The 20,641-nt window shown below is 68.0% G+C and carries 19 protein-coding genes, 1 tRNA gene and 1 other RNA gene; 12 read left to right on the forward strand and 9 right to left on the reverse strand.

Annotated features, from left to right (window positions below):
- Positions 1 to 313: 313 nt before the first annotated feature.
- From rnpB to ACWGL1_RS00950, 5 genes are all read right to left on the reverse strand, one after another.
- Positions 314 to 690, reverse strand: an RNA gene (rnpB, locus tag ACWGL1_RS00930) — RNase P RNA component class A.
- Positions 691 to 722: 32 nt separating this feature from the next.
- Positions 723 to 1,484: an N-acetylmuramoyl-L-alanine amidase gene (locus tag ACWGL1_RS00935; RefSeq protein WP_338576495.1), complete on the reverse strand. Its 762-nt coding sequence runs from the start codon at positions 1,482 to 1,484 to the stop codon at positions 723 to 725.
- A gap of 10 nt (positions 1,485 to 1,494) precedes the next feature.
- The gene (locus ACWGL1_RS00940; RefSeq protein WP_338576496.1) at positions 1,495 to 1,818 is read right to left on the reverse strand and encodes a hypothetical protein; all 324 of its coding nucleotides are present in this window, start codon (positions 1,816 to 1,818) and stop codon (positions 1,495 to 1,497) included.
- Between the two features lie 119 nt (positions 1,819 to 1,937).
- The gene (sppA, locus tag ACWGL1_RS00945) at positions 1,938 to 3,737 is read right to left on the reverse strand and encodes a signal peptide peptidase SppA (RefSeq protein ID WP_452110912.1); all 1,800 of its coding nucleotides are present in this window, start codon (positions 3,735 to 3,737) and stop codon (positions 1,938 to 1,940) included.
- A gap of 152 nt (positions 3,738 to 3,889) precedes the next feature.
- On the reverse strand, positions 3,890 to 4,660 hold the full coding sequence (locus tag ACWGL1_RS00950) for an SIMPL domain-containing protein (protein ID WP_338576500.1): 771 nt from the start codon (positions 4,658 to 4,660) through the stop codon (positions 3,890 to 3,892).
- A gap of 189 nt (positions 4,661 to 4,849) precedes the next feature.
- Here ACWGL1_RS00950 and ACWGL1_RS00955 point away from each other — a divergent pair.
- The 9 genes from ACWGL1_RS00955 to ACWGL1_RS00995 all read left to right on the forward strand — a co-directional run bounded on the left by ACWGL1_RS00955 (position 4,850) and on the right by ACWGL1_RS00995 (position 12,828).
- Positions 4,850 to 4,925: transfer RNA gene (locus tag ACWGL1_RS00955), tRNA-Ile, on the forward strand.
- A gap of 36 nt (positions 4,926 to 4,961) precedes the next feature.
- The gene (locus tag ACWGL1_RS00960; protein ID WP_452110913.1) at positions 4,962 to 5,714 is read left to right on the forward strand and encodes a hypothetical protein; all 753 of its coding nucleotides are present in this window, start codon (positions 4,962 to 4,964) and stop codon (positions 5,712 to 5,714) included.
- An 18-nt stretch (positions 5,715 to 5,732) separates the two neighbouring features.
- Entirely contained in the window at positions 5,733 to 6,230 is a 498-nt protein-coding gene (locus ACWGL1_RS00965) for a GAF domain-containing protein (RefSeq protein ID WP_452110914.1), read from the forward strand.
- A 244-nt stretch (positions 6,231 to 6,474) separates the two neighbouring features.
- A complete protein-coding gene (locus ACWGL1_RS00970; RefSeq protein ID WP_452110915.1) occupies positions 6,475 to 7,368 on the forward strand; it encodes an ROK family protein in 894 nt (297 codons plus the stop codon).
- 63 nt (positions 7,369 to 7,431) lie between these two features.
- Positions 7,432 to 8,115 (forward strand): SDR family NAD(P)-dependent oxidoreductase, encoded by a 684-nt coding sequence (locus tag ACWGL1_RS00975; RefSeq protein WP_452110916.1) that lies wholly within the window; start codon positions 7,432 to 7,434, stop codon positions 8,113 to 8,115.
- The gene (locus tag ACWGL1_RS00980; protein WP_452110917.1) at positions 8,115 to 8,933 is read left to right on the forward strand and encodes an HpcH/HpaI aldolase/citrate lyase family protein; all 819 of its coding nucleotides are present in this window, start codon (positions 8,115 to 8,117) and stop codon (positions 8,931 to 8,933) included. The genes ACWGL1_RS00975 and ACWGL1_RS00980 overlap by 1 nt, the downstream gene beginning before the upstream one ends.
- A 171-nt stretch (positions 8,934 to 9,104) precedes the next feature.
- Positions 9,105 to 11,168, forward strand: coding sequence for a capsular polysaccharide biosynthesis protein (locus tag ACWGL1_RS00985; protein WP_452110918.1), 2,064 nt, complete (start codon positions 9,105 to 9,107; stop codon positions 11,166 to 11,168).
- 149 nt (positions 11,169 to 11,317) lie between these two features.
- A complete protein-coding gene (locus ACWGL1_RS00990; RefSeq protein WP_452110919.1) occupies positions 11,318 to 12,463 on the forward strand; it encodes a beta-ketoacyl-ACP synthase III in 1,146 nt (381 codons plus the stop codon).
- Between the two features lie 98 nt (positions 12,464 to 12,561).
- On the forward strand, positions 12,562 to 12,828 hold the full coding sequence (locus ACWGL1_RS00995; RefSeq protein ID WP_291777814.1) for a hypothetical protein: 267 nt from the start codon (positions 12,562 to 12,564) through the stop codon (positions 12,826 to 12,828).
- A 75-nt stretch (positions 12,829 to 12,903) separates the two neighbouring features.
- Here the strand turns inward: ACWGL1_RS00995 and ACWGL1_RS01000 are convergent, their stop codons facing one another.
- The 4 genes from ACWGL1_RS01000 to ctrA all read right to left on the reverse strand — a co-directional run bounded on the left by ACWGL1_RS01000 (position 12,904) and on the right by ctrA (position 18,238).
- Positions 12,904 to 13,431, reverse strand: coding sequence for a porin family protein (locus tag ACWGL1_RS01000; protein WP_452110920.1), 528 nt, complete (start codon positions 13,429 to 13,431; stop codon positions 12,904 to 12,906).
- Positions 13,432 to 13,643: 212 nt separating this feature from the next.
- Positions 13,644 to 14,177 (reverse strand): porin family protein, encoded by a 534-nt coding sequence (locus tag ACWGL1_RS01005; protein ID WP_338576531.1) that lies wholly within the window; start codon positions 14,175 to 14,177, stop codon positions 13,644 to 13,646.
- A gap of 219 nt (positions 14,178 to 14,396) precedes the next feature.
- A complete protein-coding gene (gene ppdK / locus ACWGL1_RS01010; RefSeq protein WP_452110921.1) occupies positions 14,397 to 17,087 on the reverse strand; it encodes a pyruvate, phosphate dikinase in 2,691 nt (896 codons plus the stop codon).
- 449 nt (positions 17,088 to 17,536) lie between these two features.
- Positions 17,537 to 18,238 carry a response regulator transcription factor CtrA gene (gene ctrA / locus ACWGL1_RS01015; RefSeq protein WP_003165857.1) on the reverse strand — a complete coding sequence of 234 codons (702 nt, stop codon included), beginning with the start codon at positions 18,236 to 18,238 and terminating at the stop codon, positions 17,537 to 17,539.
- Positions 18,239 to 18,612: 374 nt separating this feature from the next.
- On the opposite strand from ctrA, the gene ACWGL1_RS01020 reads away from it, so the two are divergent.
- The 3 genes from ACWGL1_RS01020 (at position 18,613) to ACWGL1_RS01030 (ending at position 20,602) form a co-directional block, all read left to right on the forward strand.
- Positions 18,613 to 18,984: a chromosomal replication initiator DnaA gene (locus ACWGL1_RS01020; protein ID WP_125899924.1), complete on the forward strand. Its 372-nt coding sequence runs from the start codon at positions 18,613 to 18,615 to the stop codon at positions 18,982 to 18,984.
- Positions 18,981 to 19,697 carry a DUF6456 domain-containing protein gene (locus tag ACWGL1_RS01025; protein ID WP_452110922.1) on the forward strand — a complete coding sequence of 239 codons (717 nt, stop codon included), beginning with the start codon at positions 18,981 to 18,983 and terminating at the stop codon, positions 19,695 to 19,697. The genes ACWGL1_RS01020 and ACWGL1_RS01025 overlap by 4 nt, the downstream gene beginning before the upstream one ends.
- A 113-nt stretch (positions 19,698 to 19,810) precedes the next feature.
- Positions 19,811 to 20,602, forward strand: coding sequence for a hypothetical protein (locus ACWGL1_RS01030; RefSeq protein ID WP_452110923.1), 792 nt, complete (start codon positions 19,811 to 19,813; stop codon positions 20,600 to 20,602).
- Positions 20,603 to 20,641: the final 39 nt, after the last annotated feature.

Here is a 20,641-nt window from a genome sequence, read left to right on the forward strand (position 1 = left end):
AACATACACAGAACAAAATGAGTATTCACAGCCTGTGGACGGGTTCTAAGGCCTTGATTTAAACGGAATGGTTAATGAGCATCCCTCTCCCGATGGGAGAGGGCTTGAGCCTCCAAGAGCGAAGCGATTGGCTCAGGCGAAAGGGTGAGGGTTCGCGGGTGAAGTCGGCCGTAGGCCGTGTCTGACCGATGGCTCTACGGCTTACGCCGACTGATAGGACAAGCCCCTCACCCTTTCGCGCCAGAACGATCGCTGACGCTCTCGTGCACTCAAGCCCTCTCCCGCCGGGAGAGGGTCAGTTGTCCCTGAAATAAACACCAGACGGCCTGTAAGCCGGGTTCTGTTCCGCCCGAAAGCGGCGACGATCATTCCTCTGGGCCGCCCATTGCTGGACGGCTCTCGCGACCTACCCGGACATCTGGGGCGGTGAACCCTGCGGGGCGAGCCCCGCGCGATGTCCCTATTTGGTCTTGCTCCAGGCGGGGCTTGCCATGCCGTCGACGTTGCCGCCGACGCGGTGGGCTCTTACCCCACCCTTTCACCCTTGCCCCGGCGGACCGGGGCGGTTTGCTTTCTGTGGCGCTGTCCCTCGGGTCGCCCCGGGCGGGCGTTACCCGCCGCCTTTTCACCGTGGAGCCCGGACTTTCCTCGACGGGAGCAAGCCCCCGCCGCGACCGCCCGGCCGTCTGGCGAGCGCTAGATGCGCGCGATAGGGCGCCGCGTCAATCCAGAACGCCCGTGACGCTCTCGACCGAAGCCAGTTGGAGCAGGCCGACCAGACGCGCCCGCGTCTCGCCGTCGGCCACGCCGTCGACCCGATCCGGCCGCCAGTGGCGCTGGAAGGCCTCGACCGTCAGGCGGGTCTCCTCGTCATAGGCGCCGCCCGGCTGCAGCCCATAGCCCAGCCGGTGCAGACCCGAGCGCAGGACAATGACGCCCAGTCCCTCGTCGCCCGGCGACAGAGGCGCGCCCAGGGCGCCGACGCGCTCCGGCGCCGGTTCGAACCACAGGCCGTGCCCGGCCTCGGCCAGCCGCTTCCACGGGAAGAGTTCGCCAGGATCCTGCTTGCGCTCGGGCGCCAGGTCGGAATGGGCGATGATGCGGGCGTCGGGAATGGACCAGCGGGTGCGGATGTCCGCCGCCAGGGCGATCACCGCCCGGACCTGGGCCTCGGGAAAGGGGCGGTAGCCGAACTCATGGCCCGGATTGACGATCTCGATGCCGATGGAGGCGGCGTTGACGTCGGTCTCGCCCTGCCAGGCGCCGCGCCCGGCGTGCCAGGCCCGGCGCTCTTCGGCCACCAGGCGCAGGATGGCGCCGTCCTCGTCGACGACATAGTGGGCCGAAACCTTGGCTTCCGGATCCCGCAGGCGCTCGATCGCCGCCTCGGCGGTCTCCATGCCGGTGTAGTGCAGCACCAGAATGTCCGGCGGGCCGCGCCGGGCGTCGAAATTCGGGGACGGCGCGTCGGTGAAGGCGATCATGAGGGCCCTGTCAGCGCCCTTCCTTTTCCCAGCCGTAGGCCACCCAGGTATCGCCGACCTTCCTGGCGTCGATGACCCCGTCGTCGCGACGGCGGCGCGCGGTCATGGCGCGGCGGGCGCGCAGGGCGAAACCGGCGAAGAAGACCAGCACGCCGCCGACCACGGCGATCATGGCTACGGCGGCGGCGGTGAAGACGGCCAGCAAGGCGCCGACCGTCACAGCCAGGGCGGTGGCGATCAGACCGGCGACCCAGACGAAGGGCGCCAGCAGGCCGGAACCGGGCCGACGGCGCGCATTGAAACCCAGCTGGCCCATCGGGTCGGAGTTGATCATGAACTCAAAGCCTCTCTCAGCGTCCTGATGAACGCCTGAGGCGTAATGTCGGTCCATCGACCTGAACGGTCAATGTACTGCGACATCACGCACCAGTCACTTTACTGATCGGGCGCGCCTCAGAAGGCAGGCTGATCGGCCAGAACCACCGCCCCGCTGCTGCGCATCCGGTCCGTCTCGACCCGGTTCAGCATGGCCTGAGCGGCGGGGTCGCCCATGACCTGACCGACCTTGACCATCGCCTCAGCGGCCTGGCCCGAAGCGCCGAAGGCTGTCGCCAGCGCTTCCCACGGCGTCTGCGGCTGCGGGAATCGCTTGAAGCGGACCACGTCCGACGACGGGATCTTGGCCAGCTGGCGCGCCTTGGCCACGGCCTCTTCCAGACCGCCCAGTTGATCGACCAGACCCAGACCCTGCGCCTGGGCGCCGGTCCAGACGCGACCCTTGGCGATCTCACGCACGCGCTCGACCGGCAGCTTGCGGCCCTTGGCCACGCGGGCGACGAACTCTTCGTAGATGCGGTCCATCGAGGCGGCGAAGGCGGCGCGCTGGCCCTGATCGAAGCCCTGCACCGGCGAGAAGGCGTCGGCGTAGTCGCCGCCGACCGACAGGCCGCGCATGTCGACGCCGAAACGGCCCAGCGCATCGGCCAGCACGAACTTGCCGCCGAACACGCCGATGGAGCCGGTCAGGGTCGAGGGCTGGGCCACGATCCAGTCGGCCTCGGAGCTGATCCAGTAACCGCCCGACGCCGCATAGGCGCCCATGGACACCACCACCGGCTTGCCCGCCGCCTTGGCCGCGCGCACGGCGGCCAGAACCTGTTCCGACGCTTCCGGCGAGCCGCCCGGCGAGGAGACGCGGAAGACGATGGCCTTCACGTCCTTGTCCTCGATGGCCTGATAGATGGCCTTGGCCGTATCGTCCGACCGGATGTTGGAGCCGCCGCCGAAGGGCGAGTCGTTGGAGCCGCGGCCGGTCATGATCGCGCCTTCGCCGCCGACGATGGCGATCGCCGACTTGGCCGAGCCCGCGCCCGAGGTCGTGCGCGTCCCCTTCAGCGAGGCGTAGTCGCCGAACTTGACGATCTTGGCGTTCTTGCCCGCCTTTTCCTTGGCGGCGGCCTCGGCTTCCTCGACCTGGCCGATCTTGTCGACCAGCTTCAGCGACAGGGCCTGATCGGCTGAATAGGGGCCGGCCTCGATGACGGCCTTCAGGGCCTCGGGCGTGGTCTTGCGGTCGCGGGCGATGTTGGCGACGGCGCTATCGTAGATGGAGCCCATCCAGGCCAGCATGGCTTCACGGTGCGGGGCGGTGAAATCGCTCTGCGTATATTCGTTGACGGCGTTCTTGTATTCGTAGCGCTGTTCGAAGTCGGCCTTGACGCCGTACTTCTGGAAGGCGCGGCCCAGGAAGACGCTGTCCGCCGACAGGCCCACGGCCTGGAAGTTCGCCGTGTTCTGCAGCCACAGCTGATCGGCGCTGGAGGCGACCATATAGCTGGACATCACCGCGCCCACGGGCATGAAGCCCTGGCTGTGGGCGATGACCGTCTTGCCCGAGGCGCGGAAGCGGGCGATCGCCTGACGCACCTCGTCGGCCGAGGCGGGCGTCATGCCGGCTTCGGGCGCGCGCAGCAGCAGCACCTTGACGTTGTCGTCGGCCGCGGCCTGAGCCAGCACGTCCACGACCTGAACCACCGACAGGCTGGGGCCGCTGAACGCCGCGAAGGGATTGACCGGCGTCTGATCCGTCAGGCCGCTGCGCAGGTCCAGCTCCAGCACCGTATGGGCGGGCGTGGTCGGCTTGGAGGCCCCGGCCGCCATGGCGAAGAAGATCAGCGCCACCACGGGCAGGACGACGAAGAAGGCCACAAGCCCGGCGAAGACGCCCAGCATGGTGAGGAAGAACTGCTTCATAGGAAGGCGGGCGTCCAGGATCGCGGCCAGAGGCGGCCAAGCGTGAGGATAGAGGCCGCGCCCCGCGCGTCAAATGAACGGACGGTAATAAACTCACGAAAAAGGACCCGCCGTTTCCGGCGGGCCCTTCTCGTTTCATCGCCGGATCGCGATCAGCGGCCGATGTCGTAGGTTCCGCTGATATCGATGCGGACCGTCAGCTCGCCGGCCGAGACCGGGGTCGAGGCGCCGCCCGCATCCATGGCGGCGCGAGCGTACATGGCCTGCGGCCGCACCTCAGGCGCATAACCGCCGCCCTCGGTCAGCGAACGCACCGGCCCCAGGTCGACGCCCAGGGCCTGGGCGTACAGACGCGCCTTGTCCTGCAGGGCGCGCACGGCCAGCACGCGGGCCTGGTCCTCGGCCGCCTTCGGGTCCTTCAAGCCAAAGGCGATGCCGTCGATCTGATTGACGCCAGCCGTGACCACGGCGTCGGCGGTCGTTCCGACCTTGCTCAGATCCTGGATCGTCACCGTAACCCGGTTCGAGGCCTGATAGCCGCGCAGCTTGGGCGGCTCGTTCTGCTGATAGTCGTACTGGGCCGACAGGTTCAGACCCGAGGTCTGGATGTCGCGCTCGGCGATCCCGGCGCGACGCAGGGCGGCGACGACGCGGGTCATCTGCTGGGCGTTCTGGGCCATGGCTTCCTGGGCCGTCGGGGCCTCGGTCACCACGCCGAAGTTGATCGTGGCCTGATCCGGCGCGACCTTGACCTCGCCATAGGCCGACAGGTTCAGGGCGGGTTGTTGGGCCATGGCGTGCACCTGCATCGGGGAAGAGCCGCCGGGCTGGGATTGAGCGCCAGAAGCGGCGGACGCGACGGCCGGCGCCGCCAAGGTCATCAGGGCCGTGCCCAGCATCAGGGCGCGTGCGGTGCGGGTCATTACGAGGTCTCCGTCGAATTCATTCGGGCGGACGTGTTCGCCAGCCACGGCCTAACTTGACCGTTTCAAGCTGAACGAACGCAAAAGACCCCTGTGCAGGTTCCGTTCATCGGCGTGAAAAGCGCGACAGGCCCAAGGCGGCTTTGCAGCCGCCGCGCCGCCTGCTAGGCACGCCTTCGTGTGCTTCGGGGGCCCGTAGCTCAATGGTTAGAGCCGACCGCTCATAACGGTCTGGTTGGGGGTTCGAGTCCCTCCGGGCCTACCACATCCGAACGCCTCGCAGTCGTTCAGGAACGCCTTCATGACCGCCCTTCTGCTCACCGCCCTTCTGGCTTCCGTCCTTTCGCCCGATTTCGAGACGCTGGAGCCCGTCCCGGCGGCGGCTCAGGGCGAGGCCATCCCCGCCTGCACCGCCGATCGCCGCTGGTGCGCCCTGATCGAGACGGACGAGACGGACGAACAGCTGGTGCTGCGCCTGTATGACGGAACGCCGGACGGCCGTGCGCCCGCGGCCTCCCACCTCATCGAAAGCGAGGCCTCCGAAGGCTTCTGGAAGCCCGGCGTCATTCTGCGTCGCGCCGGAAGCGACGACGTCATCCTCGGCGCCGACATGGAACTGCAGGCCATGTATTCGGGCGGGGGCGGGATGTCCTCCTACCAGACCCTGGTGCGCTTCACGCCCGGCGAGACGCCGCAGGAAATCCTGACCGTCCCGATGTCCGGCTCGCTGATGATCCGCGCCTGCTTCGGCGAAGAGGACATGAAACAGCGCGCCGGCGCCTGCCACGACGAATACGAGTTCGCCGCCGAGTTGAAGGCCGAGGGCGACGCCTTCCCGCCGCGCCTGACCTACGCCTCGACCGCCGCCACCTTCCCCGGCCGGGTGTCGCGAGACGAGGACTCCCTGGCCAAGCCGCCGCTGAAGCCCGAGGACCTGGTCAAGGCCGTAGACGCCGAATGCACGGTGCATCGCGTCTTCACTTTCGATCGGGCCGCAAAGGCCTATGTTGCAGACGCGCCCCTGCCCGATTGCAGCGCCTACACCGTTCCCTAGTTTCTCCGAGCACGCCCGATGTCCTATGTCGCCCGTGACGACCGCCCCGCCGACAAGGCCGAACGCTACGCCGAGGTCGAGGCCGAAATCCTGGCCGTGCTGGACGGCGAGCCGAACCTGACGGCGCGCATGGCGACCGTCGCCTCCATACTGGCCGACGCCTTTCCCGCCTTCTTCTGGACCGGCTTCTACGTCGTGGACGCGGCCAAGGGCGATGAACTGGTGGTCGGCCCCTATCAGGGCACGCTGGGTTGCCTGCGCATCCCGTTCGGGCGCGGCGTCTGCGGCGCGGCGGCGAAAACGCGCCAGACCCAGGTGGTCGAAGACGTCGACGCCTTCCCCGGCCACATCGCCTGCGACAGCCGCTCGGCCAGCGAGATCGTGGTTCCCGTGCTGGACGCCTCGGGCGCCCTGATCGCCGTGCTGGATGTGGACGCAACCGAAAAGGCCGCCTTCGACGCCGTGGACGCCGAGGCGCTGGAACGGCTGATGCGCAAGGTGTTCGCCGCGGGGTGAAGCGCGCCTCGTTCACCTCCACTACTCCGCCCTCCGTCCCCTGCCGTCATCCTCGGGCTTGACCCGAGGATCCAGCCGTCCGCGCCCTGAACCTCGCCCGTGCGAGGCGCGACGGCGGCGCATCATCCTCAACCGGCCGTCCGCACCACGCTGGATCCTCGGGTCAAGCCCGAGGATGACGGCGGAGGGGTCAGGAGCGGGTTCCCCCCACGACGCCTGCCCCCGCCCGTGCTACCTCCCAACCATGCGGATCGGAATCGACTTCGGCGGCACCAAGATCGAGGCGGCGGCGCTGGACGCGGCGGGCGCCTTCGCGGCTCGAATCCGCGAGCCGAACCCCGGAAGCTATGACGCCGCCATCCGCCTGGTCGCCGATCTGGTCGCGCGGGTCGAGGCCGAGGTCGGCCCCGCGCAATCGGTCGGCCTGGCCATTCCCGGCTCGCCCTCGCCGCGCACCCGCCTGATCCGCAACGCCAACTCCACCTATCTGAACGACCGCCCTCTCGCCGAGGATCTGCAGGCCGCGCTGGGCCGTCCGGTTCGGCTGGCCAACGACGCCAACTGCCTGGCCCTGTCCGAGGCCGCCGACGGCGTAGGCGCGGGCGCGGCCAGCCTGTTCGGCGTCATCCTGGGCACCGGCTGCGGCGGCGGCCTGGTCATCGACGGTCGGCTGATCGAGGGCGCGCACGCCGTCGCCGCCGAGATCGGCCACATCTCCCTGCCCTGGCCCTCGGCCGAAGAGGCGCCCGGCCCCGCCTGCTGGTGCGGCCTGCACGGCTGTCTGGAGACATGGGTCGCCGGCACGGGCTTCCAGCGCGATCATGAAGCCGCGACTGGGCGGGCGTGGAAAGCGCAGGCCATCATCGACGCCGCTCGCGCGAGCGATGCACAGGCCGCCGCCGCGCTGGACCGCTACATCGACCGGCTGGGGCGCGCGCTGGCCATGGTCGTCAATCTGGCCGACTCGGAGGTCTTCGTTCTGGGCGGCGGCATGTCGAACGTGAGCGAGCTTTACGACCGCCTGCCCGCCGTCGTGGCGCGGCATGTCTTTTCTGATCACTGGGAGGGGCGGATCGTCCCGGCGAAGTGGGGCGATTCCTCGGGCGTGCGCGGCGCCGCGCGTCTGTGGGACGCCTGATCGTCGATTGATCACGCCGCGCACCCCGCTATGGTCCGCGCCGAACCGACAAGAGCAGGAAGCATGAGCCAGAGAGTCGTCGCGATCACCGGCGGATACGGCGCCCTTGGCCGGGCGGTCGTCGAGGCGGCGCAGGCGCGCGGCCTGTCGGTCGCCGTCATCGGCCGCACCCCGCCGCGCCAGCCGAATCCCGACGTGTTCGAGATCAACGGCGTCGATCTGACCGACCCCGCGCAGGCGAAAACCGCAATCGAGGCCGTCGTCGCCCATTACGGCCGTCTAGACGCCCTGCTGAACATCGCCGGCGGCTTCGTCTGGAGCCCGGTCGAGGGCGATGGCGATGGCGATGAATTCGACAGGATGCACGCCCTCAACGTCAAGACGACGCTGAACGCCAGCCGCACCGCCCTGCCCCATCTGAAAGCCTCGCCTGAGGGCCGTATCGTCAACATCGGCGCCAATGGCGCGATCAAGGCCGGGCACGGCATGGGCGCCTACGCCGCCTCCAAGGCCGGGGTCCACCGCCTGACCGAGGCTCTGGCCGAAGAGCTGAAGTCGACCCCGGTGACGGTCAACGCCGTCCTGCCCTCCATCATCGACACGGCGGCCAACCGCGCCGACATGCCCGACGCCGATCCGTCGAAGTGGGTCGCGCCCGCCGACCTGGCCGCCGTCATCCTGTTCCTGGCCTCGCCCGAGGCGCGGGCGGTCACGGGCGCCCTGATCCCCGTCACGGGCAAGGTCTGATGCGCGCGCGCAGCGTCCTCTACCTGCCCGCCTCGACCGCCCGGGCGGTCGAGAAGGCCCGCACTCTGCCCTGCGACGTGGCGGTGCTGGACCTGGAGGACGCCGTCGCGCCTGAAATGAAGGCGCAGGCCCGCGCGGCCGCCGTCGCGGCGGCGCACGAGGGCGGCTTCGGCCCGCGCCTCGGCGTGCGGATCAACGGGCTGGACACGCCGTGGGGCGCCGACGACCTGAAGGCCCTGCGTGACGCCCCCGTCGACCTGATCGTCGCGCCCAAGGTCGAGAGCGCGGCCATGGTTCACGCCCTGTCGGCGGCGCTGCGCCCCGGCGTCGATCTGTGGGCCATGATCGAGACGCCGCGCGCCCTGGTGGAGTTGCGCGACATCGCCGAAGCGGACGGAGGCTTGAGCGGCCTGATGCTGGGCGTCAACGATCTGGCCAAGGACCTGAAGACCGGCCCCTCGCCCGATCGGGAGCCGCTGAAGCCGTGGCTGGCGGCGGTCGTGGCCCATGGGCGCGCCAACGGCCTGAGCGTCATCGACGGCGTATTCAACCGCATCAAGGACGAGGCCGGGTTCGCCGCAGAATGCGCGCAGGGGCGGCTGTATGGCTTCGACGGCAAGAGCCTGATCCACCCCTCGCAGATCGAGGGCGCGAATGCGGCGTTCGGTCCGTCGCCCGATGAGATCGATTGGGCGCGCAAGGTCGTCGCCGCCTTCGCTGCGCCCGAAACCGCCGGACTGGGGGTCATCCGCGTCGAGGGTGAGATGGTGGAGCGGCTGCATCTGGCGCAGGCGCAGGATCTGCTGGCGACCGTCTAAACCCTTCTCCCCTTGCGGGAGAAGGTGGCCGAGCAGAGCGAGGTCGGCTGAGGGGTCTCTCGACCGTTGCAAAACCCCTCATCCGAACGCCTTCGGCGTCCACCTTCTCCCGCAAGGGGAGAAGGAAGAGCGGGGTGGCGCCTTCTGACGGCAGACCGTAGACACGACCCCATGACCGCACCGCTTCCGCCCCCGTCGAAAACCCGCGCCTGGGTCTGTGCGCCGGGGGTGCTGAAGGTCCCGTTCCTGTCCGCATTCTTGCCCGACTACACGCTGTCGGCCCTGCCCGGATCGTCGATCGAGGTCGTCCTCGGCTGGGGCATGAAGCCGACGGCGGAAGCGGGCCGACGCTGGGCGGCGAAGCACGGCAAACCCTATGTCGCGCTGGAAGACGGCTTCCTGCGCTCGGTCGGGATCGGCGAGAGCGGGGCGACCAGCCTCAGTCTCATCGTCGATGATCTGGGCGTCTATTACGACGCGACCCGGCCCAGTCGGCTGGAGCATCTGATCCAGACCGCGCCCGACTGGTGCGACGATGCGATGCGCGGTCGGTCGCGCGCGTTGATCAACCGCATCGTCGCCTCGGGCGTGTCCAAGACCAATATGGGCGGGCCGCTGGACGCAAGCCTGCTCAAGCCCGGCCGCCGGGTGCTGATCGTGGACCAGACCTTCGGCGACGCCTCCATCGGCTATGGACTGGCCAGCGAGCAGAGCTTCTCCGACATGCTGGCGACCGCCCGGCGCGACGAACCGGACGCCCAACTGATCGTCAAACGCCACCCCGCCGTGGCCGCAGGGCGCAAGCAGGGCTGCATCCCGGCGGACCAGCTGCAGGGCGTCACCCTGATCGACACCGACGTGCGACCCGCCGACCTGCTGGCGGCGGTGGATGCGGTCTACGTCGTGACCTCGGCGCTGGGGTTCGAGGCGCTGTTGAGGGGCCTGCCAGTGCGCTGCTTCGGCGCGCCCTTCTATTCCGGATGGGGGCTGACGACGGACGCCGTGCAGACTGGACGGCGCGGCGCCCCGCGCGATCTGGAACAGATCGCGGCGGCGGCCCTGATCGCCTACACCCGCTATATCGATCCCGTCACCGGCCAACGGTGCGAGGCCGAACAGGCGCTGGAGCGGCTGATCGCCCTGCGCGACCGGGCCGATCGGCTGGCGGGCGACTGGGCCGCCGTCGGCTTCGCCCCGGCCAAGCGGCCGCCGGTGCGCCGCCTGCTGAACTCGCCCAAGGGCCGCGTCCGTTACTTCTGGCGCTCATCCGCCGCCGTCGCCCATGCGCGAGCCACGGGCGGAAAGCTGATCTGGTGGGCCGGCAAGGAGACGCCGCAGATCCGCGCCGCCGCCGACGCTTTCGAGGGGCCGATCGTGCGGATGGAGGACGGCTTCATCCGCTCGCGCGGGCTGGGGTCCGACTTCTTCGGCGCCCTGTCGGTCGCGCTGGACGATCAGGGCGTCTATTACGACCCGACCCGACCCAGCCGTCTGGAGAGCCTGATCGAGGCGGGCGAACCCTCGCCGGATCAGGCCGCGCGCGCCGAGGCGCTTCGTGTTCGGGTGGTCGAGGCGGGCCTGTCGAAATACAATCTGAAGGGGGCGGGCGTCCCGGCGCACTGGCCCAAGGACAGGCCGATCCTGCTGGTCGTCGGTCAGGTCGAGAACGACCGTTCGATTCTGATGGGCTGCGGGCCGGACCTGCGCACCAACTCCGGCCTGGTGAAGGCGGCGCGGGCGGATCATCCCGACGCCTTCCTGATCTATCGCAACCACCCGGACGTGACGGCGGGCAACCGCCCCGGCCTGCTGGACCATGCGGCGATGGAGGAGGTCGACGCCTCGGCCGACGATCTGGACATCGTGGACTGCCTGAACGCCTGCGACCGGTTGGCGACGCTGACCTCACTGACGGGGTTCGAGGCCCTGATGCGGGGCAAGCCGGTCAGCGTCTACGGCCGCCCCTTCTATGCCGGGTGGGGCCTGACCGACGACCGCCTGACGTTCGAGCGCCGCACCCGTCATACCAGTCTGCAGAGCGTCATCCACGCCGCCCTGATCGGCTATCCGGTCTATGTCACGCCGGACGGCTGGCCGTGCGAGGCCGAGGATCTGGTCGAGGCCCTGATCGCCGCGCGCGACCATCCCCTACCCGCCCCGCCGCGCGGCCGCATCAATCGCTGGTGGCGCGGCATAAAGGCCAGTCTCGACCGCAGCCTTCCCCCGGCCTATTGAGGAGGTTCGTCATCGCAACGGACTGAGTCCGGCCCGCGAGGCGCCCGAACTTCGCCGCGAGGCGCCGACATAAGGCTTGTCGAGCGCCGGGGACTCCATGTTCCCTCATGCAGCGAGGCGCCGCGCGCCGAGCGTCAGGGAACCATACAGTGAAAAAAGCCGTCATCTCCGCAACCGGCCTGTTCACCCCGGAACAGTCGATCTCTAACGAGGAGCTGGTCGGCGCCTACAACGCTTGGGCCGAAGGCTGGAACGCCGCCAACGCCGAAGCCATCGCCGCCGGAGAGCTGGAGGCCAAGACGCCCTCGTCGGAGGCCTTCATTGAAAAGGCCTCGGGCATCAAGGCGCGCTACGTCATGGACAAGGCGGGGATCATCGACCCCGAGCGGATGTTGCCGCACCTGCCCGCGCGCGGCGACGACGAGCTGTCGATCCTGGCTGAGATGGCGGTCAAGGCCGCTGAGGACGCCATCCGGGCCTGGGGCAAGCCGGTCAGCGAGATCGGCGCCGTCATCTGCGCCGCGTCGAACATGCAGCGCCCCTACCCCGCCATGGCCATCGAGGTGCAGGAGGCGCTGGGCATCGAGGGCTTCGCCTTCGACATGAACGTGGCCTGTTCGTCGGCGACCTTCGGCATCAAGACGGCGGCGGACTTCGTGGCCTCGGGCTCGGTCAAGGCTGTGCTGATGGTGAACCCGGAAATCTGCTCGGCGCACCTGAACTTCAAGGATCGCGACAGCCACTTCATCTTCGGCGACGTCGCCACCGCCGTCATCATCGAGGCCGAGGATCAGGCCGGGCCGGGCGGCTGGGACATTCTGGGCACGAAGCTTCAGACCAGCTTCTCGAACAACATCCGCAACAACTTCGGCTTCCTGAACCGCGCCGCCCTGCCGACCGGCGCCAACGAGCCGGTGTCTTCGGACGGCCTGACCGACAAGATGTTCGTCCAGCAGGGCCGGAAGGTGTTCAAGGAGGTGGTGCCGATGGTCTCGACCATGATCCTGGACCACGCCGCCGAGCTGAAGCTGGACACGCACGGGCTGAAGCGCCTGTGGCTGCACCAGGCCAACATCAACATGAACACCCTGATCGGCAAGAAGGTGCTGGGCCGCGACCCCGAGCCGAGCGAGAACGTCATCATCCTGGACGACTACGCCAACACCTCCTCGGCCGGATCGATCATCGCCTTCCACCTGCACCACGACGGCTTCGCGCCGGGCGATACGGGTCTGATCTGCAGCTTCGGCGCAGGTTATTCGGCGGGCACGGTTTTTGTGCAAAAGCGCCCCTGATCGCCCCGAATAGGAATCAATATTTCCGGCGGCGCTTGCACTGTTCGGAAAATTTTGCAAACCGTTACGCGTCGAGAAACAGGGGGGACGACGCCCGAATGACTCAGACAGCTTTGCCTTGGGCTGAAAAACTCAGTGATCCGCTGGCGCACGACGTGGCGACGGTGCTGCAGCGCATGGGCGGTTCGGCCCATCAGGATATGGTGATCAACTGCGTCGCGGCGCTGAAACGCCAACGCGGCGAGTCGGTGACTCAAGACCTCAAGATGAAGATCATCGAGGTGTTCGAACGCTATCGCGACTTCTTCATCCGCCCCTTCGGCGAGGGCTCCTTGCGCTGGGCCCTGGCGCCGGGCGTCGCCTGACCGCCTCAAAAATCGACCAACGAAAAAGGCCCGCTCCGACTGGAGCGGGCCTTCGTCATTTCAGACCATCCGCGCTTAGAAGCGGCGGATGTAGCTGACCGAATAGGCGTCAGCCTCGCCGCGATCGTCGCGGAAGTCACGACGGGTCCAGTCGGCGCGGACGCCGTTGACGCCGTCCAGGTAGTAGTTGGCGCCGACGCCGTAGTTCCAGCTGTCGCCGCCGACCTTGCTCTCAGAGCCGGCCAGTTCCTGCTTCAGCTCGGTGTGGCCGTAGCCGCCGCGGGCGAACAGCTCCAGCTTGTCGCCGACGGGATACTTGCCGACGACATAGCCGGCGGCGTCCCACTCGTGCTTGATCTGGCCGTCGACGCCGGCGACGGTGATGTCCTTGTCCTTGACCCCCACGCCGACCTCGGTCTCCACGGCCAGGTAGCGATTCAGGTTGACGCCCAGGCGGCCGGACACGGCGCCGGTCTGGGCCGCATCGCCTTCCATGTGCGTGTAACCCAGCGAACCATAACCGCGCGGCTCGGGATTCGATTGAGCAAACGCCGGAGCGGCGAGAACAGACATAGCGGCGGCGGCGAGAAGAACGTTACGCATTATTTCATAGTCCTTAGATGATGTGACTTCTTTGATCACATGCCCCATCCAACGAAGCTTAAATGGTTGCGCCTGCATCCCCGTTCCATAGGCGCATCAACCACGAACGACGAAAGTTACGCGAAAGACACATACGTCGTTACCTAAATGGCGCAAAAAGAAAGGGCGCGCCCCGCCGGGGAGCGCGCCCAACCGATCCGCCGGGAATCGGATCAGAAACGACGGACGTAGTTGACCGAGTAGACGTCCACTTCGCCGCCGTCGTCGGTGAAGTCGCGACGGGTCCAGTCGCCGCGCAGGCCGTTCTGGCCGTCGAAGTAGTAGTTGGCGCCGACGCCGTAGTTCCAGCTTTCGCCGTCGGCCTTGCGCTCGACCCCGGCCAGCTCGGCCTTCATCTGGGTGGTGCCGTAGCCGCCGCGCGCGAACAGTTCAAAATTGGGCGTGACCGGAAACGTGCCGACCGCATAGGCGGCCAAGTCATAGTCGTGCTCGATCTTGCCCTGGGCCCCGGCGATGGTGAAGTCGTCGTCCTTCACCCCGATCGAGCCTTCGCCCTCGACGCCGAAATAGGGGTTGAACTTGGCCCCCAGGCGGCCGGTGACGGCGCCCAGGTTTCCATCCGAATGGTCTAGCTGCGAATAACCGAGCGTGCCGTAGTAGGTGGGACCGCCCGGCTGCACGACCTGGGCCGCAGCGGGAAGGGCGAATACAGAAAGGGCGGCGGCGGCGAGAATAACGTTACGCATGAGCTTCAATCACTCCTTATTGCGATGAGCAGGACCGGCCTGACCACCTTGCGGAGAAACAAATCTCAAGCGCCCATAGCCGTTCCCTGTGCTTGAACGAGGGAGCGAGAACTGTGCGAGAGAAGGCACACACCGCGTTCCGTCAAGGGCGACTATTTCAGGGCATGAAAAAGGCGACCCTTTCGGGTCGCCCTTCTCTTGTCGACGATTGAAGGGGCCTCAGCGGTCCTTTTCACGCTCCTCGCCCGAGCGCGCGCTCAGGGCGGCCTGGGCCGCCGCCAGACGAGCGATCGGCACGCGGTAGGGCGAGCAGGAGACGTAGTCGAGGCCGACCGTCTCGCAGAAGGCGATGGAGGCGGGATCGCCGCCATGTTCGCCGCAGATGCCCATCTTCATGCCCGGCTTGACCGCACGGCCGCGCTCCTCGGCGATGCGGATCAGGTCGCCCACGCCGCTCTGGTCCAGACGGACGAAGGGGTCGTTCTCGAAGATGCCCTTGTCCAGATAGGCCTGCAGGAAGTGGCCGGAATCGTCGCGGCTGATGCCGAAGGTCGTCTGCGTCAGGTCGTTGGTGCCGAAGCTGAAGAACTCGGCGTGTTCGGCCAGATCGGCGGCGCGCAGGGCGGCGCGGGGCAGTTCGACCATGGTGCCGACCAGGTAGTCCACACTGTCGCCGGCGTCCGCGAAGACGGCCTTGGCCGTGCGGTCGGTCAGTTCGCGCAGATACTTCATCTCCAGACCCAGGGCGACCAGCGGGTGCATGATCTCCGGGATCGGGGCGACGCCCGACGACGCCTTCACCTGCAGCGCCGCCTCGAGGATGGCGCGGACCTGCATCTCGTAGATTTCCGGATAGGCCACGCCCAGGCGGCAGCCGCGGTGGCCCAGCATGGGGTTGGTCTCATGCAGTTCGCGGGCGCGGCGCTTCAGCTTGGCCGCGTCCAGGCCTTGCGTCGCCGCCAGGGCGTCGATGTCGGCGTCGGTGTGCGGAATGAACTCGTGCAGCGGCGGGTCCAGCAGGCGCACCGTCACCGGCAGGCCGCTCATGATGGTGAACAGCTCGACGAAGTCGGCCTTCTGGAACGGGGCGATCTTGGCCAGAGCCACGCGGCGGCCCGCCTCGTCGTCGGCCAGGATCATCTCGCGCACGGCGGCGATGCGGGCCTCGTCGAAGAACATGTGCTCGGTACGCGACAGGCCGATGCCCTCGGCGCCGAAGCCGCGCGCGGTCTTGGCGTCCAGCGGAGTCTCGGCGTTGGCGCGGACCTTCAGGCGGCGGATGCCGTCAGCCCAGCCCATCAGGGTCTGGAAGTCGCCCGTCAGTTCCGGCTCGATCATGGCCACGGCGCCGTCCAGCACCTCGCCCTTGCCGCCGTCGATGGTGATGACCTCGCCCGCCTTGAAGGTGCGGCCGCGCGCGGTGAAGGTTCCGGCCTTCTCATTGATAGCGATCTCGCCCGCGCCCGAGACGCAGGGGCGCCCCATGCCGCGCGCCACCACCGCCGCGTGGCTGGTCATGCCGCCGCGCGCCGTGACGATGCCGCGCGCCGCGTGCATGCCGTGGATGTCTTCGGGGCTGGTCTCGTCGCGGACCAGGATGACGGCGTCGCCCTGCTGGCCCAGACGTTCGGCCTCATCGGCGTCGAAGACGATCTTGCCGGTCGCCGCGCCCGGCGAGGCGGGCAGGCCCGCCGCAACCACGGTGCGCGCCGCCTTGGGGTCCAGCGTCGGGTGCAGCAACTGGTCCAGCGCGGCCGGTTCGACGCGGCTGACCGCCTCGTCCTGAGAGATGACGCCTTCGGAAGCCAGATCCACGGCGATCTTCAGCGCCGACTTGGCCGTGCGCTTGCCGTTGCGGGTCTGCAGCATCCACAGACGGCCCTGCTCGACCGTGAACTCGATGTCCTGCATGTCGCGGTAGTGGCTTTCCAGCCGACCCACCACGTCGACGAACTGGGCGAAGACCTCAGGCATGGCCTCTTCCATCGAGGGAGCCGTTTCGCCCATCTCCTCGCGGCCCGCCTTGGTCAGGGACTGCGGCGTGCGGATGCCCGCCACCACGTCCTCGCCCTGGGCGTTGATCAGGAACTCGCCGTACAGCTTGTTCTCGCCGGTCGAGGGGTTGCGGGTGAAGGCGACGCCGGTGGCCGAGGTCTCGCCCATGTTGCCGAACACCATCGACTGAACGTTGACGGCCGTGCCCCAGCTTTCGGGGATGTCGTGCATGCGGCGATAGAATTTCGCCCGGTCGTTCATCCAGCTTTCGAACACGGCGCCGACGGCGCCCCACAACTGGGCCTGCGGTTCCTGCGGGAAGGGCTTGCCTAGCTCACGCTCGACCAGGGCCTTGTAGTCCGCGACCACCTTCTCCCAGTTCTCGGCGGTCAGTTCGGTGTCGACCGAGACGCCCAGACGGTCCTTGTGATCGTCCAGCACCTCTTCGAAATAGTCGTGGCCCAGACCCAGAACCACGTTGGAATACATGGTGATGAAGCGGCGGTAGGAATCGAAGGCGAAGCGGCGGTCGCCCGACAGCTTGGCCAGACCCTCCACCGTCTCGTCGTTCAGGCCCAGGTTCAGCACAGTGTCCATCATGCCCGGCATGGAGGCGCGGGCGCCCGAACGCACCGACACCAGCAGGGGGTTGGCGGCGTCGCCGAAGGTCTTGCCCACCACGCCCTCGACGTGGGCCAGGGCCGCCTTGACCTGATCGGTCAGGTCGGAAGGATAGGTTTCCTGGTTGGCGTAATACCAGGTGCAGACCTCAGTGGTGATGGTGAAGCCGGGCGGCACCGGCAGGCCGAGGGACGACATCTCGGCCAGGTTCGCCCCCTTGCCGCCCAGAAGGTTCTTCATCGACGCGTCGCCATCGGCGGATCCGCCGCCGAAGCCGTACACCCACTTGGTCATTTCGTAGTTCCTGAACCGTGGTTTTGCGAGGTTGAGTCCCGCCTTATGCGGGGTTTCACTAGCGCGCTGCACCTGCGAAGGCGAGGCCGAAGGCGTAACAATCCGTGAGGGGATGTATCGTTTGGCGCCCCTGCCCTGCCCTAACCTCGTCCAAGCCCCGGAGCGGCCAAAGAAAAATGCCGGCTCGATATCAGATGCGGGTCTTGCCCTTTTCATCCCCGCTCATCCCGGCGGACGCCGAGACCCAGTGAGTAAGCCAAACTGAGGCCTGACTGTGGAGCCCGGAGCCTGAAGCCAAAGCACTGGATCCCGGCGTCCGCCGGGATGAGCGGAAATCAGGCATCTGCGCCAACCCACAAGGTGAATTCGGCCAAAGGAAAACGCCCGCCGGTTTCCCGGCGGGCGTTTGCATTCCGTGCGTCCTGAGTGGAGGCTCAGGCCGGATCTTTTCAGGCGGCGACGGTGATCGCGCCCTCGGCCGGGTCGCGCAGGACATAGCCGCGCCCCCAGACGGTCTCGATGTAGTGCTTGCCGCCCGCAGCCGTCGCCAGCTTCTTGCGCAGCTTGCAGATGAAGACGTCGATGATCTTCAGCTCGGGCTCGTCCATGCCGCCGTACAGGTGATTCAGGAACATCTCCTTGGTCAGGGTCGTGCCCTTGCGCAGGGAGAGCAGCTCCAGCATCTGATATTCCTTGCCGGTCAGGTGCACGCGGTGGCCGTTCACCTCGACGGTCTTGGCGTCCAGGTTCACCGCGATCTCGCCGGTGTGGATGATCGCCTGGGCGTGGCCCTTGGAGCGGCGGACCACGGCGTGGGTGCGCGCGATCAGCTCGTCCTTGTGGAAGGGCTTGGTCAGATAGTCGTCTGCGCCGCCGCCGAAGGTCTTGACCTTGGTGTCGATCTCATGGCTGCCCGAGAGGATCATCACCGGCGTATTGATCTTGCCGTTGCGCAGCTGACGCAGAACCTCGAGGCCGCTCATGTCGGGCAGGTTCAGGTCCAGCAGAATGAGGTCGTAGTCATAGATCTTGCCCAGATCGATGCCTTCCTCACCCAGGTCGGTGGTGTAGACGTTAAACCCTTCCGACTTCAGCATCAGTTCGATGCTTTGAGCCGTCGCGTGGTCGTCTTCGATCAACAGGACGCGCATTCATGCCCCTCCAGGCAAAGCTTGGGATGGCCGCACGTGGCATGCGGCCGGGTAACCTTGTTCCAACGTTAACGGGCCAAAACCTTAAGAAGGGTTAACGCATCCCGATATGAAACGCCTAAGGTGATTTGCGAATCGCCGTCCAGAGTCCCGAGTCAAGGATTCGTTAATTTATTCGGCGCCGCTCCCTCATTCCCCTGTTGACGTCTGACGCGTCTTCCACAGGGGGCGTGCACAACCGCCCCCGTCAATGCCGTGCCCCGCCTGTCGAAGCGACCGTTTCTGACGCTTCATAGGACAACATTCCTAACCCAACCGCCCGACGCACTCATAATGGCGGCATCCACAGGAATGGCGGGGAGGAAGCGCAGATCATGGAACCCTATCGCGTGCCGGTGACGGAGGGCGACCGCATCCGGGCGGACGCGGCCCTGTCGCTGTCGGGCCTGGCCCTGGGCGTGCCTGTCGCCGAGATGACGCGGCGCGAGCGGGTGCGGCCCAGGGCGTGTCGCGCGCGCTGGTCGGCCATGTATCTGGCGCACGTCTCCTTCGGCTGGCCGCTGGAGCGGGTGGCCCACGCCTTCGGCCTGAACCGGGCGACGGCCGGCGCCGCCTGCCGCTGGGCCGAGGACGAGCGCGACCGTCCCGACTACGACGCCCTGATGGACGGCCTGGAGGGGTCGCTGCGGGCGGTGATGGAGCTGCCCCTGGTCGATCTGGCGCCCGAGATCGGAGCCCGCCGATGAGCCGCCAGCTGGAACGCGCCCGCAGCCTGCTGCAACGCCCCGGCGCCTGGCTGGACCAGGCGAACGGCGCCTATCCCTTGCGCCTCGGCGGCGACCGGCGCAGCCGCGTGGTGCTGACCCTGGACGAGGCCGTCTTCCGCGCCGTGATCGAGCGGCCGGGGCTGCGCCTGCGCGAAGGCGGCGGCTGGCTGCCCCGCGCGGCCAACGACCATGCCCGACCCGCTCCTCCGCCCGGCCGCCCCGGCGTCATCGAGGGCGAACGCGCCATGATGGAGGGCGACGGCCGCTTGACCACCCGCCGCGCCAATCTGGGCGAGAGCCCGATCCTGTGGCTGGCCCGGCGCAAGGACCAATCGGGCCGCCCCTGGCTGACGCCGGCCGAGGTCGCGGCGGGCGAACGGCTGCGCGCCGAGGCCGAGATCGCGGCCGCCGGCCCCTCCCTGACCATGCGCTGGGACGCCTTGCCGACCTCGCGTTCGGGCGGCGGGGGCGTGCGGATCGAACCGGGCGACCGCGCCCTGTCGGCCTCGGCGCGGGTGCAGGCGGCGCTGGGCGCCTGCGGCCCGCGTCTGCGCGCCATGGTCGCGCAGGTCTGCATCCACGGCACGTCCCTGCAACTGGCGGAACAGGCCCTGTCCTTGCGCCGCCGACAGGGCAAGACCCTGCTGAAACAGGGATTGCAGGCTCTGGCCGAGCATTACGGCATCGGATGACGACCGATCGGCGAAATGCGAGCCATGCAATCAAAGATTGCTGATCCACGATTACTTAAGCATGGCCGTTCTACCCAAGGGCGATCCCCTCGGTCGCCGTGAGCAGACTCCCCATGACGTTCTTCCGCCCAGCCTCGCTTCTTCCTGGTCTGGCGGCGACCGCCCTCGCCGGCGCCGCCGTCGCCCAGACCAGCGCCGAGGATCAGTGGCGCGTGACGGTCAGCCCCTATGTCTGGGCCACTTCGCTGGACGGAAACGTCACGCTGGCGGGCCACAAGGCGCCGGTGGACGTGTCCGCCTCGGACGCCTTCGACCAGCTGGAGAGCGTGGTCATGGGCGACGTCGAGGTGCGCAAGGGCCGCTGGGGCGCCTTCGTCGACTATCAGTACGCCAAGACCCATGAGGGCGTGTCCCTGATGGGCGTCCCGGCCGAACTGGGGACCCGCTCGACCACCGTCTCGGGCGGGGTGCTGTTCCGCCTGATCGACGACCCGCTGGGCGGCAGCACCGCCTTCGGCGACGCGCGCAGCCTCCGCGTCGAGCCGCTGGTCGGCGCCCGCTGGAGCCAGTTGCGGGCCGATCTGAACACCCCGCTGGGCGCTGTGCACAAGGGCGCCGAATGGACCGACCTGCTGCTGGGCCTGAGAGTCGAGGGCGACGTGTCCGAGCGCTGGACCCTGCGCGCCCAGGTCGACGCCGGCGGCCTGGGCGACGACGACCGCCACAGCCTGGCCTGGCAGGCCCTGGCCGCCTATCGCACCCCGCTGGCGGGCGGCGCCGTCTCGATCAACGCCGGCTACCGCCTGCTGCATCAGAACTATGAGCAGGACGATTTCACCGGCCAGCGCTTCGACTGGAAGGTGACCCGCCACGGCCCGGTCCTGGGCCTGTCGCTGACCTACTGACCCCTCATCCCCCGACGATCCCCTCACCTCAGGAGACGA

The organism is Brevundimonas sp. NPDC055812 (genome assembly GCF_053616535.1).